General features: G+C 60.3%; 20 protein-coding genes. 13 read left to right on the plus strand and 7 right to left on the minus strand.

Going from position 1 to position 17,224, the window contains the following annotated elements; all coding sequences use genetic code 11:
* Positions 1–144: 144 nt before the first annotated feature.
* Positions 145–1,149: a carbohydrate kinase family protein gene (locus HWV07_RS11330; RefSeq protein ID WP_178334408.1), complete on the minus strand. Its 1,005-nt coding sequence runs from the start codon at positions 1,147–1,149 to the stop codon at positions 145–147.
* A gap of 63 nt (positions 1,150–1,212) precedes the next feature.
* The gene (locus HWV07_RS11335) at positions 1,213–1,641 is read right to left on the minus strand and encodes a universal stress protein (protein WP_178334409.1); all 429 of its coding nucleotides are present in this window, start codon (positions 1,639–1,641) and stop codon (positions 1,213–1,215) included.
* A 144-nt stretch (positions 1,642–1,785) separates the two neighbouring features.
* Between HWV07_RS11335 and HWV07_RS11340 the strand changes: the two genes are divergently transcribed.
* Positions 1,786–2,340 (plus strand): VIT1/CCC1 transporter family protein, encoded by a 555-nt coding sequence (locus HWV07_RS11340; protein WP_178334410.1) that lies wholly within the window; start codon positions 1,786–1,788, stop codon positions 2,338–2,340.
* A 63-nt stretch (positions 2,341–2,403) separates the two neighbouring features.
* Here HWV07_RS11340 and HWV07_RS11345 read toward each other — a convergent pair whose 3' ends face one another.
* Positions 2,404–2,646 (minus strand): amphi-Trp domain-containing protein, encoded by a 243-nt coding sequence (locus HWV07_RS11345; RefSeq protein ID WP_178334411.1) that lies wholly within the window; start codon positions 2,644–2,646, stop codon positions 2,404–2,406.
* A gap of 350 nt (positions 2,647–2,996) precedes the next feature.
* Positions 2,997–3,446 carry a pyridoxamine 5'-phosphate oxidase family protein gene (locus HWV07_RS11350; protein WP_178334412.1) on the minus strand — a complete coding sequence of 150 codons (450 nt, stop codon included), beginning with the start codon at positions 3,444–3,446 and terminating at the stop codon, positions 2,997–2,999.
* Positions 3,447–3,608: 162 nt separating this feature from the next.
* Here HWV07_RS11350 and HWV07_RS11355 point away from each other — a divergent pair, with 162 nt between their 5' ends.
* The 7 genes from HWV07_RS11355 to HWV07_RS11380 all read left to right on the plus strand — a co-directional run bounded on the left by HWV07_RS11355 (position 3,609) and on the right by HWV07_RS11380 (position 8,914).
* Positions 3,609–4,469, plus strand: coding sequence for a universal stress protein (locus HWV07_RS11355; protein WP_178334413.1), 861 nt, complete (start codon positions 3,609–3,611; stop codon positions 4,467–4,469).
* A 48-nt stretch (positions 4,470–4,517) separates the two neighbouring features.
* Positions 4,518–5,060, plus strand: coding sequence for a universal stress protein (locus HWV07_RS19800; RefSeq protein WP_246279752.1), 543 nt, complete (start codon positions 4,518–4,520; stop codon positions 5,058–5,060).
* On the plus strand, positions 5,009–5,413 hold the full coding sequence (locus tag HWV07_RS19805) for a universal stress protein (protein WP_246279753.1): 405 nt from the start codon (positions 5,009–5,011) through the stop codon (positions 5,411–5,413). Before HWV07_RS19800 ends, HWV07_RS19805 begins: the two co-directional genes overlap by 52 nt.
* Before the next feature lie 374 nt (positions 5,414–5,787).
* Positions 5,788–6,159, plus strand: a complete 372-nt coding sequence (locus HWV07_RS11365; protein WP_178334414.1) for an SHOCT domain-containing protein — start codon at positions 5,788–5,790, stop codon at positions 6,157–6,159.
* A gap of 10 nt (positions 6,160–6,169) precedes the next feature.
* A complete protein-coding gene (locus tag HWV07_RS11370) occupies positions 6,170–7,570 on the plus strand; it encodes a permease (RefSeq protein ID WP_178334415.1) in 1,401 nt (466 codons plus the stop codon).
* A 7-nt stretch (positions 7,571–7,577) separates the two neighbouring features.
* Positions 7,578–8,228 (plus strand): hypothetical protein, encoded by a 651-nt coding sequence (locus HWV07_RS11375; RefSeq protein ID WP_178334416.1) that lies wholly within the window; start codon positions 7,578–7,580, stop codon positions 8,226–8,228.
* An 11-nt stretch (positions 8,229–8,239) separates the two neighbouring features.
* Positions 8,240–8,914, plus strand: coding sequence for a DUF6989 domain-containing protein (locus HWV07_RS11380; RefSeq protein ID WP_178334417.1), 675 nt, complete (start codon positions 8,240–8,242; stop codon positions 8,912–8,914).
* A gap of 257 nt (positions 8,915–9,171) precedes the next feature.
* Here HWV07_RS11380 and HWV07_RS11385 read toward each other — a convergent pair whose 3' ends face one another.
* Both HWV07_RS11385 and HWV07_RS11390 read right to left on the minus strand, forming a co-directional pair.
* Positions 9,172–9,537: a DUF8118 domain-containing protein gene (locus HWV07_RS11385; RefSeq protein WP_178334418.1), complete on the minus strand. Its 366-nt coding sequence runs from the start codon at positions 9,535–9,537 to the stop codon at positions 9,172–9,174.
* 336 nt (positions 9,538–9,873) lie between these two features.
* On the minus strand, positions 9,874–10,806 hold the full coding sequence (locus HWV07_RS11390; RefSeq protein WP_178334419.1) for a transcription initiation factor IIB: 933 nt from the start codon (positions 10,804–10,806) through the stop codon (positions 9,874–9,876).
* Positions 10,807–11,130: 324 nt separating this feature from the next.
* On the opposite strand from HWV07_RS11390, the gene HWV07_RS11395 reads away from it, so the two are divergent.
* Genes HWV07_RS11395 through HWV07_RS11405 form a run of 3 tightly spaced genes read left to right on the plus strand, consistent with a single transcriptional unit; the run spans position 11,131 to position 15,312 of the window.
* Positions 11,131–11,742, plus strand: coding sequence for a hypothetical protein (locus HWV07_RS11395; protein ID WP_178334420.1), 612 nt, complete (start codon positions 11,131–11,133; stop codon positions 11,740–11,742).
* Entirely contained in the window at positions 11,735–14,533 is a 2,799-nt protein-coding gene (locus HWV07_RS19650) for an Eco57I restriction-modification methylase domain-containing protein (RefSeq protein ID WP_211694111.1), read from the plus strand. The genes HWV07_RS11395 and HWV07_RS19650 overlap by 8 nt, the downstream gene beginning before the upstream one ends.
* 2 nt (positions 14,534–14,535) lie before the next feature.
* A complete protein-coding gene (locus tag HWV07_RS11405; protein WP_178334421.1) occupies positions 14,536–15,312 on the plus strand; it encodes a hypothetical protein in 777 nt (258 codons plus the stop codon).
* Here HWV07_RS11405 and HWV07_RS11410 read toward each other — a convergent pair.
* Entirely contained in the window at positions 15,309–15,941 is a 633-nt protein-coding gene (locus HWV07_RS11410) for a hypothetical protein (protein WP_178334422.1), read from the minus strand. The two genes, HWV07_RS11405 and HWV07_RS11410, sit on opposite strands and share 4 nt — an antisense overlap.
* A gap of 120 nt (positions 15,942–16,061) precedes the next feature.
* On the opposite strand from HWV07_RS11410, the gene HWV07_RS11415 reads away from it, so the two are divergent.
* Both HWV07_RS11415 and HWV07_RS19935 read left to right on the plus strand, forming a co-directional pair.
* Positions 16,062–16,337 (plus strand): hypothetical protein, encoded by a 276-nt coding sequence (locus tag HWV07_RS11415; RefSeq protein ID WP_178334423.1) that lies wholly within the window; start codon positions 16,062–16,064, stop codon positions 16,335–16,337.
* A 347-nt stretch (positions 16,338–16,684) separates the two neighbouring features.
* Positions 16,685–16,807, plus strand: a complete 123-nt coding sequence (locus HWV07_RS19935) for a hypothetical protein (RefSeq protein ID WP_281362296.1) — start codon at positions 16,685–16,687, stop codon at positions 16,805–16,807.
* The last annotated feature ends 417 nt before the right edge of the window (positions 16,808–17,224 follow it).

Below are 17,224 nucleotides of genomic sequence, written 5' to 3' on the forward strand. Positions count from 1 at the left end.
CCATGGACTACATTTGATTTCCATTTTTTCGCGCCGCCTGTCAGTTGAGGCGCGGTCGGTACCAGCGTCCCGCTAACTCAAATTGCCGTTGTAACTGTTACTAACGGACCCTAGATTCCGACGACGCCGTCATGCCCCGGCGGACTACCGGTCGTCGATAAGGTTAGCGAGCGCGTCGGTTGTGGCCGTCTCGCCGGTTTTAACGTAGTAGACGGCACAGGCGTTCCCGCAGGCGAGTGCGGGCTCCCAGTCCCAGCCACACGCGAGCGCGTGCGTCAGCCCGCCCGTGAACCGATCGCCACCGCCAGTGTGCCGGACGGCCTCCTCGGCGTTGTAGTTCTCGACCCGAGTCCGCTCGTCCGCCGTCGCGACGAGGGCCTCGGCACGGTCATGGATGACGGTCGCCGAAATGCCGGCCGCCTCCCGGATCGCGGCCAGACGGTCGAGGTCGTCCTCGAAGCGCCCCTCGATCACCGCAGCCGTCTCACGAACCTCCGCGCGATTCCCATTATAGATAACGTCGAAAGTGTCTTGCAGGGCACCGAGCGCGTTGAGCAACGCCTTAAGGTCGTCGACATCTCGCTTGACGACATCGCCGGGATCGAGGACGAACGGAACCCGTGGGAGGTCCGCCTCCCCTAGTCGGTGGAAGGCTGCTCCCATGTTCGGGGTCGAGACCCAGTTAGTGCAGGCAACAGCTTCCACGCCGAATATCTCCGGTAGAGGCGCCAAATCTCGCAAATCGTCGAGGGACCACTCGGCGAAAGTCGGGTGCCGGGCGAACATAACATCCTGGTCGGTGAAGTTGAAGGCGTACACTTCCGCGGGCTCACCCATCGACACCGTCTCGAAGGGGAGATCGTCGAAGACGGGGTCGTCGATGTGTCCGTAGCAGGCCACGTCGGCGCCGAGCGCGTGTAGCTGGGTCGCGGCGTTGACCGCCTGCCCGCCCGGTTCGCTCGTCTCGATCTGGAATCGGAACGACGACCGGTCGCCGAGGACGTCATGTCCGAACGTCTCCCGGGTCTCGATGGTGCCGCCACGCCCGTCGGAGAGGGTACAGAAATGATCGACGCTCCCGTCGGGAAGCGTGGCAACCGAGGGCGAGTGTCCGTCGGCAAGGAGACGGCGAAGCGCGTCGTAGGCCATGGTTCCTACATGTCTTCCTCTGACCAGTGACTTACGCACTCGGTTGGGGTCTGGACGGGTCAATCACTCGTTCGCGGCGGGGACGATGACGACCGGTATCGTGGCAAGCCTCGATACCCGGTCCGCCGTCGAACCGAGGACGCTCTCCGGCAGCGTTGACGTCCCGTGGCGACCGGCGACGATCACGTCGGCTTCGACCTCGTCGGCGTACTCGAGAATCAGCTCGTAAGCTGGCCGTCCGCGGCGAATCTCGACGTTCGTCGTCACGTCACCGACGTCACCCACCCCGATGACCGTGTCGACCAGGTCGGCGATCGCCTCGTCGATCTCGGTGACGTCCTCGACGCCGAACCCGAGGGGGTTCCCGCTGGGTTCCACGACCGTCAGAATCTCGACCGACGCGTCCCTGCCGGACGCGATCGCAATTCCGTGCGCGAGCACGTCGCTCGAGGCCTCGCTCCCGTCGACAGCGACCAGCACGGTCCGGTACATTCGTCGGTGCTCGGCCACCCGTACGAACTGGAGGATTTATTAGTTTCCCCCGGTGCGATCCCTCCAACGAGGCAAGGTTTCGGGGTGGTGTAACGGGCGGCGTGACGCCCGACATTCTTGTTGCCGGTACGAGTACGGCCGCACATGATCGAGGCGCTGCTCGGAGACGAGGTCGACGAATACGGCGGGTACATTGCGGAGGTCATCTACGGGGCGAATGACGGGATTATCACGACCTTCGCGGTCGTCGCCGGCGTCGCTGGCGCGGCGCTGGACCCCGCTATCGTCCTGATTCTCGGCTTCGCGAACCTCCTTGCAGATGGGTTCTCAATGGGCGCGAGCAATTACCTCAGCCAGCGGTCATCGCAGGAGTACCAAGCCGCGCAAAACGACGTCCAGGAGATTGATCGGCCCCCCGCCTTCACTGCGGCGACGACGTTCGCCGCGTTCGTCTTCGCCGGTTGGACGCCGTTGCTGCCGTACCTGCTCGGTCTCGTCTCGGAGGATCTCCTCACCCCCGGCGTGACGTTCCCGTTATCGCTGGGTGCTGCGGCCGTCGCGTTCTTCGTCGTCGGCGCTAGCCGGAGCATCGTCACGAATAGGACGTGGTACCGTGCGGGCGGTGAGATGCTGACCGTCGGGATGGTCGCCGCTGCCGTTGCGTACGTTGTCGGATCGGCGCTCGGCGGGCTCGCGTGACCGGCCGGTCATCGTTGAAGAATCCCCGAAAAGGATGGAGATGTAGAAAGTTGTACGGCTGGACTACTTCGTCCACCGGATCTCGTACTCGAGTTCGTACCGTTGCTCTCCGGTCTCGGAATCAGTGAATCGTTCGAGCTCAACCTCGAATTGGGGTCGCCTTGGAACGGTAACCGTCTGTTCTTGAGCACCGTCTCCCAATTGGACGTCACCGGATTCGATTTCGTCTGCGGCATCACGTAACGCTGCAGCGATATCCGCACTCGTGGTCTCCTCCTCGGTCTTGTAGAGTCGTTCTTCCGGCATGAGTGGTTGGTCTTCGTGTCGTGAGACTCGGATGACGTCCCGGAGTCGTTATCGTTCGTCGGTGAGCAGTTCAACAACGTAGTCGACGGTAGCGATTCCGGCGAGAGGTTCACCCGTACTGCTTGGAATCACAGAGTCACCAGTCGGCGGTCTGGGTGGGTGCCTCACCGTACCCGGGAACGGCTTCGGCTGGACCAGCGTTTCGAACAGGGGCCTCGACCGGTACCGGGCGGCACCCACAATTACCTACGTTTCCCCCTACTTAGTAAAGCCTCCTCGTTCCTACGGCCTGAGACATCGAAGTGCTGTCGTCTCGTGAACGGGACGCACGAGGGCCCGGCCTGCGCTCATCATTGGCCGGTCGGAGACTCCTTACGCGTGGTGAGTTTCTCCGGCTTGAGTCGGTAGAACTCGAATGTCACCTCTGACGTCGGGCGATCGAAGATCTCCACCAGCGGAATCTGGACCTGCTGGAGGCCCTCCAGGGACTCGATGGCGATCGACTCCTCGGTCGTCGACCGCAGTCGCCCCTTCGCGATGACGCTCCACCACTCGTCGTCCGGTCGGCCGTAGGTCACGAAGGTGACGGCACGGTCACGGAGGTTGCCCTTCGAGCTCTCTTCGCCCGCCGCAAGCCGGAAGTAAAACACGTCCTCGCTCATGTCGTAGCCATATGAGACGGGAACCGCGTGCGGTGGTTCCCCTTCCGAATCCGAAAGCGCGATGACCCCCGTGCCCCCGGCGCCGAGGAACGCGTCCCGCTCCTCTTCGTCCATTTCGATCGCTTCGACGTCACTCATAGTTCCACGTTGGGCCGGAGGGACCATAAGTCCGCAGTGCCCCTCTCACGTCACAGGATATAACCCTTCGCCGCGCCCGGAGTGTCCACAGGCACTACCGGCGGACCCGGTGATTCCGACGAACGCTCTTTACAGCGGCGACCGAACTCCCGGGTATCGACTATGCTCGAGGACATCCTGATTCCGACCGATGGCAGCGACGAGGCGGGTATCGCGATCGACCATGGCCTGGACTTGGCGGCTCGGTTCGACGCCACCGCGCACGTCCTCCACGTGGTCAACGTTCGACAGACACAGACGGCGCCGCACAGTGAGGAGTGTGAGCAGGATGGCGAGACATACGTGACGACGGTCGCTGACCGAGCGGCCGATCAGGGAATCGCCGTCGAGCAGTGTGTCCGCACGGGCTACCCCGAGGATTGCATTCTGTCGTACGCCGACGACCACGGCGTCGACCTCGTCGCGATGGGGACTCACGGTCGGACCGGTGTCCGCCGGTACGTCTTAGGGAGCGTCGCCGAACGCGTCGTCCGACTCGCCGACGTCCCCGTATTGACCGTCCGGCTCGGCGAGAGTCGCACGCGTTTCTTCCCGTATGAGGATGTCCTCGTCCCGACCGATGGCAGCGACGGCGCCATGGCGGCCGCGGAATGGGCTGTTGGTGTCGCCGACGCTTACGACGCGACGGTTCACGCCCTTTCGGTCGTGGACGCCACGTCGCTCGGACTGGACGTGCGTTCGGTCGGTCGCGCCGATGACCTGGACGATGCTGCCCGGTCGGCCATCGACGACGTGACGACAATGGCCCGAGAGGCCGGGCTGTCCGCAACTGGCACCGTCGCCACCGGGACGCCTTATCGTGAAATCCGATCGTACGTAGACGAATATGGGACCGACCTGACCGTTATCGGTCGGCGTGGCAAGGCCGAACTGGAGCGATACCTCGTGGGCGGAGTCGCTGATCGGACGCTGCGAACCTCGCACGTGCCGGTTGTGACGGTCAAGCATCCCGACGACGGGTGAAGGGACGACCGGCGAAAGGTGAAGGTCCCGTAGTACAAACCCCCAATAATGTACGACCGCGTAGTGATCGCCGTCGACGGGAGCGAGGCAGCCGAACGGGCGGCACAGCGGGGGTTCAGGTTTGCCTTAATGTTCGATGCTGAGGTCGACGTCCTCCATGTCCTCGAGCGGAAACGGAATCGGCTCGTGAAATCGGCCGACGAGGAGGCGGAACTCCAAGAGCGAGGGGAACGCATCCTCGACGATGTCGCGGAGCTGGCTTTGGACACCGGGGTCGACGTTTCGACACACCTCGCTGAGGGTGAGCCTGCTGCGTCCATTTGCGAGCATGCGGTGGAACGGGATGCGTCACTTATTACTCTCGGGAGACAGGGGCTGTCCGGGCTGGGTGATCGGCTCTTCGGTGGCGTCACCGAACGGGTACCCAGTACTCCGAGGCGCCAGTCTTGGTCGTCCCGTGTGACGGGGACGCCGCTCCAGGTGAGTGTGAACGCGTTCTCGTTCCAACCGACGGTAGTGCGAACGCTGAAGCGGCCGGTGTGCACGGAGCTGCGGTCGCCAGCCGCAGCGGGGCGACGGTCCACGTCCTGAACGTCGTCGACCTGCAGTCTGCGGGCGGTGTCTTCAACGCCGGCGGGCTCGACGAGGCGTTCGTCGAGCGCCTGGAAGAGCAGGGCCAGCAGGCGGTCGACCGGCTCGCCGCACAGATCGACGAGGCCTCGCCCGATGTGGCCGTCGAGACCGAGGTCGCTCGGTTCACTGAGTTCGACGGCATCGCCGGGGGTGTCCACGAGTACGTCGACAATCATGACGTCGACCTGGTCGTGATCGGCTCTCACGGCCGGTCGAACCTGAAGCGTCAGCTCCTCGGGAGCGTCGCGACGAGTCTCATCGGCTCGCTCGACGTGCCCGTCTTGGTGGTTCCGCGAGACGCCAGGTCTTGATTCGTGCCGCACTGACCTCTATCGAAATGGACGAGACGTAGTTCACCAGTCGTATCCCGCGTTCACTCCAGCGTCAATCGGTTCTTTTGAATCGGTCTCGGCGTCTCGAGGTCCAGAACCCCCTCCTGAGGGCATTCGAGGGTCGTAAGCGACGGTTTCGAGGCAGAAACGCCAGCCAGTGGCCTATTCTGAATGATTTCTCCACCTATCTCGTCACCTTCAGACCGTAATTGAACAGTCCGCCACCCAGATGCATTGTATTGCAAGGCTCAAATACCCCTTCTTCTTTGGCTTCCTAAGGAGAACGGCATTGAACGATGCGCCCCTCTCTCTAGATAGAGATCGCGTCTGAACGCGACTCACCGATCACGACCATGACCACCGATACAATCGACCGAAAACTCGTCTGGATCGTCCTCGCGATCATCGCTGCCCTGGTCGTCGTCCCCGCCGTCGGGATGGGCTTCGGGATGATGGGAACCGGACCGATGATGGGCGGGGCGTGGGGTGACCACATGTGGGGCGCGAGCGGCGCGTCCGGCTGGATGCTGGTCTTCGCCGTAGTCATGCAACTCGGCTTCCTCGCCGTCCTCTTCGCGGCCGTCTACCTCGGCTATCAGGCGCTGACTACACAGGCTGATTCGTCCGACCCGGCGCTCGAGGAACTCCGGAGCGCCTATGCACGTGGTGATTTGAGCGACGAGGAATATGAACGACGTCGCGAGCGACTCGAATCCGATTCGTAGTACACGTACCATGTCACCGATACTGGGCGCTGAATTCATCGAAGCCCTCCGAATCGGGGTCGGGTTCCTCTGGACGGCGGCGTGGGCGATCATCATGGGGTTGGTGATCACCAGTCTCGTCCAGGTATACGTCTCGAAAGAGCGGATGGCCACCGTCCTCGGTGAGGGAGACGTCGCTGGCGTCACGAAGGCGACGCTGTTCGGCGCCGCCAGCAGCGGGTGCAGCTTCGGCGCCGTCGCCATCGGGAAGGGTTTGTTCAAGAAGGGGGCCCACGTCGTGACGTTCCTCGCGTTCATGTTCGCCTCGACGAACCTCATCGTCGAACTCGGGTTGATGATCCTGATCCTGCTCGGCTGGGAGTTCCTGGTCGCCGAGCTGCTCGGTGGCCTTATTCTCATCGCGGTGATGGCCGTCATCGTCCACCTGACGCTCCCCGAAACCCTCTTCGAGCAGGTCCGCAAGGAGCTGAACCGGCGAGATAATGACCACGGTGTCTCGGAGGACCCCACCTGCGGGATGGAAGGGAAGGACGAGTACTCCATCGTCACGGACGGCGGGGAGACCTTGAGGTTCTGCTCGGAAGGCTGCATGGAGACCTACCAGCAGCAGGTGGCTAGCAACGGAGACTGGCGGGACGAGCTCCGGTCGTGGGGTGGCTGGTACAAGGTCGCCAACCAGTATCGGAAGGAGTGGTCGATGCTCTACAAGGACGTGATCGCGGGCTTCCTGATCTCGGGGTTCGTCATCGTGTTCGTCCCGCAGTGGGTCTGGAACACGCTCTTCCTCCAGGGCGACGGGTTGCTCGTCAGCGCCGAGAACGCGGTTATGGGCGTGGCCATCGCGGTCATCAGCTTCGTCGGCAGTATGGGCAACGTCCCGTTCGCCGTTGCGCTGTGGGGCGGTGGCGTGAGCTTCGCCGGTGTCATCGCGTTCGTTTACGCCGACCTCATCACGGTCCCGGTGCTCAACGTCTACCGGAAGTACTACGGCTGGAAGGTGATGCTGTATATTCTCGGCGTGTTCTTCGTGACGATGGCCTTCACCGGCTTCCTCATGGAGCAACTGTTCGACGCCCTGGGGATCGTTCCCGACCTCGCCGGCGGCATGACTGCCAGCGAGCAGACGTATTTCGAACTGAACTACACGTTCTACCTCAACCTGGTCGCGTTCGCCCTCTCGGGGTTCCTCCTGTACGTCTACCGCCGGGGCCTAGGGGCGCCCGGCCGATATCGGGATCCGGTCTGCGGGATGCGAACCGACGAGGACGGACCGAGCACGACCCACGAGGGCGAGACCTACCACTTCTGCTCGACGGCCTGCAAGCGATCCTTCGAGGAGTCGCCCGAGGAATTCGCCACTGTCGATCCAGTCGTTTCCGCCAGCCACGACCACAACCACGACCACCACTGAAAGCATTATGACCCGAAATACCACCGAATCATCACGGCTCGCCGGTGGTGAGACTACACTTCCGGACCCGTTGGCGGCGTACACGAGGTACGGGTTGTACGGACTCTTCATGGGGGTGCTCCTCGGGTTCTTTGCATTGTTCACGAACCCGGTGCCGGACCCGTCGTTCCCGTGGTTCTCGTTGCCTGCGCGGTTCCGAGTACCGTTCACGCAACCGCGCATCGAGCACTGGCCAGTCAGTTACTCGGTCGCCATCTGGCTGTGGATCGTCGGGTTTCCCGCGCTGTTCTTCGAGGGGTATCGACGGGTCACCAAACTCGGGCCAACCGCCTGGTTGGCCGGCCTTCCAGTCGTCTCGATGCTCACGTGGACGACGTACTGTCGGTTCTTCTGGCCGAAGTTGACCCCACCATCGTGGAACGCTCCGTCGTACACGTTCGTGTGCTGGCTCTATTGCTCGACGTATGACCCACTCTGGAGTAACCTGGCCTATGCTATCGCGATATTCGGTGTTGTAGCTACCATTCTAGCATACAAGAACGATCGATACGGTGACTTCGGGCTCGCAACGTTCGGGGTTTTGGCCCTCCCCCTCGGTCTTCCGGCTCTCTTCGAGGCGTATCGACGACACATGACTCCGAGTGGGGGACAGACGTGACCCGACTATCGATGGAGATTCGGCCGCTTATCCGGAGGATGCGATCCTCGCTGATTAGACGGGACCTGCTCGTCGGGGCGTGGCTCCTCGCCACCGTGGTGGCGTATTATCACAACTTTCTCTTCCTCCAGTCGCTGGCCCTTTCGTACGGCTACGCCTTTGCTTCCTACGGGATCGGCGTCGTTTACGCACGGTACGATACAACCATTCGGCATCTCCTCGCCATCGGCACGATCGGCGGTTTGTTGGAACTCCTCGGAGATCACTTTCTCGTCCACATCGCCGGGACTCTCGTGTACCCGTCGGGGTATCGGTTCCTGTTGAGTTCCCCCGCCTATATGCCGTTCGCCTGGGCGATCCTCATCACGTTCATGGGATACGTCGGGATTCGCCTCAACGACGAATTCGGAAGGACTGCTGCGTATGTCGGCCCGGCCATCTTCGCGTTCGTCGCCGAGAGTGGGTACGAATCCCTCGCCAGCCGCGGTGGTGGCTGGGTCTACACCCACGCCCCTCTTGGCTGGATCGGGGATGCACCGCTGTTCATCATCTTTGCGGAGGCCATTATGTTCGTGACAGTATATTATTGGGTGCGGAGAAGTGCAATTATCGGAGGACTCGGAATCGGCCTGACCATCAATGCGGCATACATCGGCGCCTTTTACGCCTTCGTCCTCCTGACCTAATCGAAGGGCGGTTACTGACTGCAGTGAAAGCCCCGCCGATCCATACGGCTACAGCGATGATATAGTCCTCTTGGCGTTCTCAGGAGCAGATAATGGGCAGCAAATTCCGGTCAAGACCGTGGTTCTCCAGAATCTTTCTCTTCCTCAAATCAGTCCGACTCCATTAGCCGCCAGTGAATACCACGAACGAAAGGGATTCGTTTTTTGGCAATGTTCTTGCAAGCGAACTCGATCGATCTATCCGTCTACGGACGAGGTCAGCGCCGGGCCGCGGGACAGCAGTCCTCGAGGTCCTGGCGCCGCATCGCCTCTCGTCCACAGCTCCGGCATCGATAGTACGACGCGCCCGTCGAGCGCCCATGTTTGTCGACCTCCTGAATCGGGCCTTCCACCCGGCGTCCGTCTGAGACGTCTTCAGTTGTGCCCTCGGTATCGAGTCCCCCATCGGCGACCGGGCGTTCCGGAAGGCGACCGTCGGGAGTGGGAACCGTTCGTTGCTGGATCTCCAACTCAACGCGACGGATGTGCTTGCAGCGCTCCGTCGACGCCCGCTGCTGATCTGGGCAGGTGCACTCACCGAGCGCGACGTCGACGCGGTAGGTGTTCCCCGATTCGCTATGCACGGAGTAGATACCGCCGGTCTTCCGCAACGAGACCGCCATGTCTTCGGTGCGAGCGCGTCGTGTCCGTGGTTCTGGCAGCGATTCCTCGGTCGTACTGATCGAGTTCTCGGTCATCGGAGTAACGAGGGCAGGCTTACTCTGGCCGGCGCCCCACCTGTCGGGGCGCCCGAAAAACCGGACCGATTCAGCAACCGCTGGAATTACGCGTTTCGTACGCGACGCTGTTTTCTCACAGTCCCAGAATCCATTGCCCAGTCGCAGCGAGCGATGCGATTGCGGATGCTTCCCTGTTCGTCTCCTAGCCAGTCACGAATCGGGCCTTGCACCCGCTCGCTCTCAGGCCGTCGCGACTGACTGTAGATCTCGATAACGCTCCCGGACGGTCACCGCTGAAACGTCCGCAGCATCGGCGACCGCATCCTGATTGAGATGCTCGCCGGTCTGTCTGGAGGCGAGATACAGCGCGCCAGCGGCCGCCCCCATAGGGTTCTGTCCATTTGAGACGCAGTGTTCGTCTGCTTGCTCCAGGAGTTCACGTGCTCGCCGTTCCGTCTCGTGGTGGGCATCGAGCGCCGAGGCGATCTGCGGGAGATATTGCTCGGGACCCGCCGGCGGGACCGGCAGATCCAGCTCACGATTGAGCAGCCGGTAGCAGTGCCGAATCCGCTCTTCGTCCATCTTCGAGACCTGGGCAGTATCGCCGAACGTCCGCGGCTGCTCGTTGAGTCGACAGACCGCGTACACGCATGCTGTCGCAATTGCCTCGATTGACCTGCCCTGCAGGAGGTTGGCGTCCTGGGCCGTCCGGAAGAGCTGACAGCCCTGGTCGCGGATACTTTGACTCAGTCCGAGAGCGGCCGTCATCCGCCTGATTTCGACGAAACCCTGGATCTGATTCCGCTCCGTGGTCGACTCCGCCTTCGACCGCCGATGTTCACGCCGGAGTCGGTAGAGCTGTCGTTGCTTCTCCTGGGTCAGTTGTCGGTCGTCACTGTCCCGGCCCCAGCCGATCTCCGTCCCGATGCCCCGGTCGTGTCGCGCAACTGTGTTCGGAGACCCTGCACGCCGGCTGTTTGTGGAATCATCGTCAAACTCGCGCCACTCCGGGCCACGATCGATTCGCTCGCCAGCGATGACGAGGCCGCAGTCGTCACAGACCGTCTCGCGACTGTTCGTCGTGACGCGGCCACTGCACTCCGGGCACGTGTTCTGGTCGTTCTGCTGGACGTCTTCGTCGACCGTCTGTTGGTAGATATGTCTCGAAGCCATCGAACGTCACGAGGCACGCATCAGAGCGCCCCTCACCCGTCAGGGGCCAACAAACCCCTTCCAGCGAGAGCAGCGGACTAGCTACTCTCGAGCTCGGCGAACCGCTCTCGGAGTGCCGCTTCCCGTTCCTCGAAGGTCTCTACTTGGTAGAAGGTGAGACGCTGGAGACGGCTCGGGGTTGTTCAGAAGTCGCCGGCGATGAATCCGAGGCCCAGAAGTTCAACTGAGAAAGGAGCCAGGAACACCGTCCGTTACTGTATATAAATTCACCCGATTACCGGAATTCCGGTTACATATATAAGTCTCGCCGATAACCTAGATACAATGCTACTCGAGAAACCGGCTCGGGAGCGTGGGTTCAAGAAAGAACGCCTCCATCGGGTGTTGTTGAATCACGCTACTGGTGAACTGAGCCGCTATGCAGTCGCCAACGAGGCGGACGTCTCCACGTCGTGGGCGTACGACTACCTCGACCAGCTCGAAGATGACGGGCTCATCGAGGATACCACCGTCCTCGACCCAGCAGCCCTCTATAACCACTGGGTGGAGACGCGGATCGAACCGAACTCGGTGCGCGTCTCGCTCCAACAGCCACTGGAGACCATTCGCGAGGCAAACCTTGACTACGCGCTCACGACCGACGAAGCCGAACAGGTACACCAAGGGTTCCTGTTCGCGTCGACGACGGCACTCTACGTGCGAGGCGATGACATCGGCGACTGGCTGAACGTGATTGAACAGAAGGGGTTCGTCGGCGGCGGGAACACCGAACTCCGCGCGACCGACGAGCACGTCTTTTACAATACCCAGACGGTCGACGAGGTCACGACCGTCTCGATTCCACAGCTGACCGTCGATCTTCTCGACGAGGACGGTCCGGCAGTCGAAGCTGCGAATCGGCTACTGAAGCGATACCACGGGTTGACCGATGAGTAACGCGGATCGCAGCCAGTACGCCGAGCCGGTGACGACCCTCTCGGAAGGCGAACTGCAAGACGTCCTCTCGGCTGCCGAACCACCCGTCTGTCTACTCGGCGGGTGGGCGGTCCACCTCCAAGTCACGGGCGGCTTCCAAGACGCCCACGGCCGCACGTATATTGGCTCCAGAGACATCGACCTCGGAATCCACGTCGACCCCTCGTGGTCAACTGACGAATTGCAGGCAGCATCGGTCGCAACCACGCTCGACCGTATCGAGAACGACCTCGGGTACAGCCGCGGGCGGTTCGGCTTCTACCAGCAGTTCCACAGGGATACACACGAACGCCTCGACGACGCAGCGGCGCGCGACCAGCCGGCACACAACGTCTTCCGGGTCGACATTGACGTCATCCCGGATACGACAGCACTCGACGTCTTTCAGGATACCTTTGGATTTCGTCCACCGGCTGAATCCCTGCTCGAACCGGTGTTCGAGACAGACACGGGTGAGCCGCTCGCTGACTACGTTGACTGGGAGAATCCGCCGAAGGCATTCATCGCCCCAGCTGAACTCCTCGCTGCGATGAAGGTCCGGGCATTCCCGGACCGCGATAAGAGCCACAAGCGACTGAAGGACCTCGCCGACCTGCATGGAAGGGAAGGACGAGTACTCAATGCTGAGGAGGCGCGGACGATTCTGGAGCGCGTGGAGGAGAACCTGTACGGCATCGACATCAACCCGTTCGCCGTCCACATTTCACAGATAAATCTCCTGTTCAGGACTGTTGACCTGTACGACAAGGTGACGGAGCAGTACCCAGGTTACACGATGGATGGTTTCGAGATTCATGTTGCTGACACGCTGACTCCGACGGTTCGGGAGAAGCAGGAGAAGGACTTGGATGATGATGGTGACCGAGAGCAGTCCCAGCTCACACAGTTCGCTAACTACAACGGCCGGGCGCAGGCGTTCCTCGATGATCGGAACGACGTGGACGAGATTAAGGACGAGATGGAGTTCGATGTGGTGATTGCGAACCCGCCGTACGTGAAGACGCAGAACATCACGGGGCCGAAAGAGGAGTACGCGGAACGGTACTCGTCCATCGTGGACAAGGGTGCGGACATCTACGTGCCGTTCATCGAGCGGGGGTTGGAGTGGCTCGCCGATGATGGCCGAATCTCGTACATTTGCCCCAACAGGCTGTTTATGCACGAATACTCGGCCGAGATTCGTGATATGCTCGTCGAGGAGCCGTTGACCACGCTCATTGACTTCAAGGATGTCGAGGTGTTCGACGCGGCTACACCGTACCCGTGCATCTTCGTGATTGACCGGGATATCGTCGCTGATGTCGAGGATGTCCGATGTGCGCGATTCGCCGAGGAGCGAGATCGGGTTCTGGAAGAGATCTATGAGCTCGACGAGTGGGTGACGCCGAGCGACGTTGAAGAGTACGATCTGTACAAGTACTCGAAGGATGCGCTTCGAGAGGATAACCAGGACGAGTACCTCGATTGCTGGAAGCCGATGCCTGACCGTGAGCGAGAGGTGTTCGATACGATTGTAGACCAGTCCGACTTTCGCGTTGGCGATATTGCGTCCGAGGTGTTCGTTGGGACGCAGACGAGCGCGAACACAGTCTATATCGGCGAGATTGTCAGTGAGACAGACGAGGAGGGAGTTGTCGAATTTGCTCCGAGTGGGTACGACGAAACGTACCCGATAGAGAAGAACATCCTCACACGCGTCCTCAAGGGGAAGGAGATTGACCGGTGGGGAGTTGATTGGGCGGGCCTCTGGATGATTCTCCCGTATCACGTCTCATCTGACAATTTCGAGGTGATTTCGCAGGAGGAGATGCAGGAGGAGATGCCGCACGCGTGGGAGTATTTCCAAGAATTCGAGGAGAATGTGAAGTCGAGGGATTCGGGCAAGATGCGTGGCGAGCCCGGGTGGTACGGTTTCGTCTATCCGAAGAACTTGACGAAGTTCGAACCGGCCAAGATTATGGTGAACATCTTGAGCAGTTACAACCGGTTCGCCGTGGACACCGAGGGGGAGTACTACTTCGTCGGTGGTGGGAACGCAGGAGGGTACGGTATTCAGCTCCGAAACGAGTACGCTTCGTCCGAAGAGGATCACCTGTACTACGCAGGGCTGTTGAACTCGAAGGTGATCGAGTACTGGCACAAGCACGTCGCCCCGATTTTTGGTGGGAAGTACTACAGTTACAATCAGCGGTTCCTCGAGCCGCATCCCATCGTCCTGCCGTCGAACGCTCCCGATGACCGCATCGAGGAGTTGGCCGAGGAGATCAAGGAGACGCGCGATGCAATCGCGGAACTGGAGTACAGGACGAGTGACCTGCGGAACTACTTGGGGGATTACGAGGACTCGAGCGAGGTGATTGATCTCGCCAAAAGGGTCAATCTCGATGACGAGGATTACCGTCAGCAGCCGATTCGGAAGGACATGTCGGACGATGGGGAGCATCTCGTGGTGATGAAGCAGGGGCACGAGCTGGCGTTCGATGATGACCGCGTTCGGGACTTCGTGTATGAGCGAGTGACGTTGGAGGATCGGCGGCTGCCTCGGAGGGAGTTGCTGAACTTGGACACGCCGTCACGTGATGACGTGGTTGAGTTGATGGAGGAGTACGATGGTGATTTGAAGGGGATTGAGGGGTTGAAGGACGAGTTTGACAGCCTGCAGGACGAGTTGGATGATTTGATTCTCGACGAGGTCTACGGGCTGGAAGATGGGGACGAGCAGGTTGTCGAGGAGTTCCTCGAGGCCTGGTGAGAATGGCACTCCCGGACGCCCCGCTCGGTGATGTGTTGTTGGGTGGTGGACTGCTCGCCGTGGCAGGGGGTGCTGCAAAACTACTTGGTGACCATTTCTTGGGGTGGTTCCGGGAGTACCGAGCGAATCGTCGTGAGCGAGTCCGTGAGTGGCACAATGAGGTGTTAGGGTTGTTGACCGAGGTGAGATCCGTCGGTGTGTCGGTTCAAACCAGTCGTGAGGTTCCTTTCGACGAGATAGAGGAATTGAAGCCGAAAACGGTGGAGTTGCGGAAGAAGGTTGATCCGTTCCCAGTTTCAGTCCGTCGAATGGTTGATGCGGAGGTTCTGGGGAAGACACGAGCAGCGGCCGCTCTCGCGTTTCATTTGACTCATTTCCCGCATCCAGAAGAGGACGCGTCCGTGTCGAAGTTGATCAAACACCAGTACGAGATTCTGGAACGGCTTGGTACTGATACCTCCGTGGAGGTGGATGAGGCGTTGGAATTGATTGGGGACTTCCAGATGCCGGAGAAGAGTTTGGACGTTTCCCCTGATGAAGTGGATACGGTGTTAGAGGACTTCGAGGATGAGGCACGGGAGCGTTTCGATGGGACGGTTGATACTGTGGACGAGTTACTGGATTTGCCGTGGGAGACGTTGGACAGGGTCATCAGCGAGGAGACTCGCAAGCAGATGATTGAGTACGGGATTGACCAGTACTATCAGATCGCGTTGCTCGATAAGCCGCAGGAGACAAAGTCGGCTCTTTCTCGTTCGATGCATGAGTTGTTCGGTTAGTCGTTCGATTCAGGGGAGGGGTTTAGCACGGTGACCTCGGGGTAGTCCTCGAGGATTTCGGCGACGGGCTCGTGGTGGTCTTCGCCAGTTACGAGACAACCTTCGTCGAAGTGGGATGCGTGATTCGCGATTCTGCGAGCGATGTGGCTGTTCCTACTCTCGTGGATACTGCCGAGGAACGTCATCATCAGCGCGACTCCAGACACAAAGGGAAGGGAGACGAGGGTAAGAATGGCGGTGCCATGAACGTCCCAGATGAGGAGGGAGATAACGATCACGGCCCAGTTTGCGCTGAAGTGGAGTTTTGGTGTCTCGGCGATGGTGTCGAGTTTCGGTGTGTCGACGGGGAGTTTCTCGGCTCCGTGTTCCTGCTCGAGGTGGTCTTCGATGTCTCGGTCATCGCCGAAGATGGGTTTGAGGAGACCGAGGACGATGTCTACCCAGACGATCATCATTCCGACGAGGAGCGGAGCGAGCAGGAGGTGGGAGAGTTTCTTAGTGAGGCTGGGAGGTTCGTTGCTTTCCTCGGTGAAGACGGCGTCTGGTAAGTCGAGGTGGGATTGGATTCGGGCGATGCGTTCCTCGATGTCGGTATTGGTGTGGGTTCCAGAGTCGATGTAGAGTTGCATTTCTGGCGAGTCTCGTTCCGGGTATATATACTCCTTCCTGAGGTTTCGATGGACGCACTGGACGCGAGGGTGTCCGGACAGTGCGCTTAAATTTGAAACCGGCTGAGGGTGGGGTGCAGCTTGAGCGCACAGACACACCGGTTGAAGCGAGAGGCAGATGTCGCGCGGCTGGTGAAGGCGCACGAAGTGGTATCGAACAAGTGGAAGCGGGAGCGGCCGGAGGACTATCATCGACGGCTGGCTCCGCCGGTCAAGCACGATTCCCTGTATCGGCCGCTGATGCCGTCGGAGATTGAGAAGGAGTTCTACGCTGACCGGGAGGCAATACCTCGAGGATGTCCAGTTGAGGGCCGTCGAGTGGCCGAGGATCGCCAGTTAGAGTACGAGGCCGTCTAAGTCGCCGAAGACTGAACCCCCCCATTTCATGTGGAACAAGTGAACGATTTTCATCTGATTAAGCGATGTGAATTTACTGAGGACGGCCTCGATGACGTGTGTGGAGGAGCGAGATCCTGTGTAATGCTGCGCGTACATGAAGAGCTGCCGAGGACGTCGAACCCGTGGCTGCTGTGTTGGCGGCAGAGGAGGAGTGTCGTCAGCGTGCTGGCGGGGACGCTTCTCTCGGCGAGGACATTGGACGCGGTGGGGTGTTCCGGGTTGCTCGCCGAGCAGCCCGTCTTGTTACTGGGTTTCTGCGGTGGTAGGCGAGGGCGGTTTTATCCTTCTTGACTGATTATTGATATATGGAAGAGGTGTTCGGAAAGGACATCAAGGTCACGCAGGCGTCTCCGAATCAGGAGATCAACTACGTGATCGAGGATATGAACGTGACGATGCAGGAGGCCGACGACGGTCAGCAGAAGTGATATCAAGGGATTGCTCAAGGACTCGTGAATAGGGCTGCAGACGTGAAAGTTGCTTATGAGTTCAGATGGGTCGGGGCGAATTTGTTTGAACTCACATCATTATCAGATTGATCCTCCAGCGACCTAAAGCATAAGCCCCTACCTTACATCTTGGCTCTTGCGAACCACCAGACGATGACGCCTCAATGCACGAGCCATGATGCAGCATCGTAGTATATACAGCGATAACGAGAGTTCCGATATAAGGAACCCGCCGCTGTCCCGTGTATCACGGCCATCATGAAAAGCGAATGGGAACTGCAGGAAATGGCTTGTTAAGATATCAGACTGAATCTTTACCCTTAGGTCGTGGCTGCGCGCGCAGCGACGAAGGAGCGAGCACGGAGCGGAGGTGGGGTGGCGGGTGTCGGGCGTCAC

Source organism: Natronomonas salina, from assembly GCF_013391105.1.
Taxonomy (GTDB): domain Archaea; phylum Halobacteriota; class Halobacteria; order Halobacteriales; family Haloarculaceae; genus Natronomonas; species Natronomonas salina.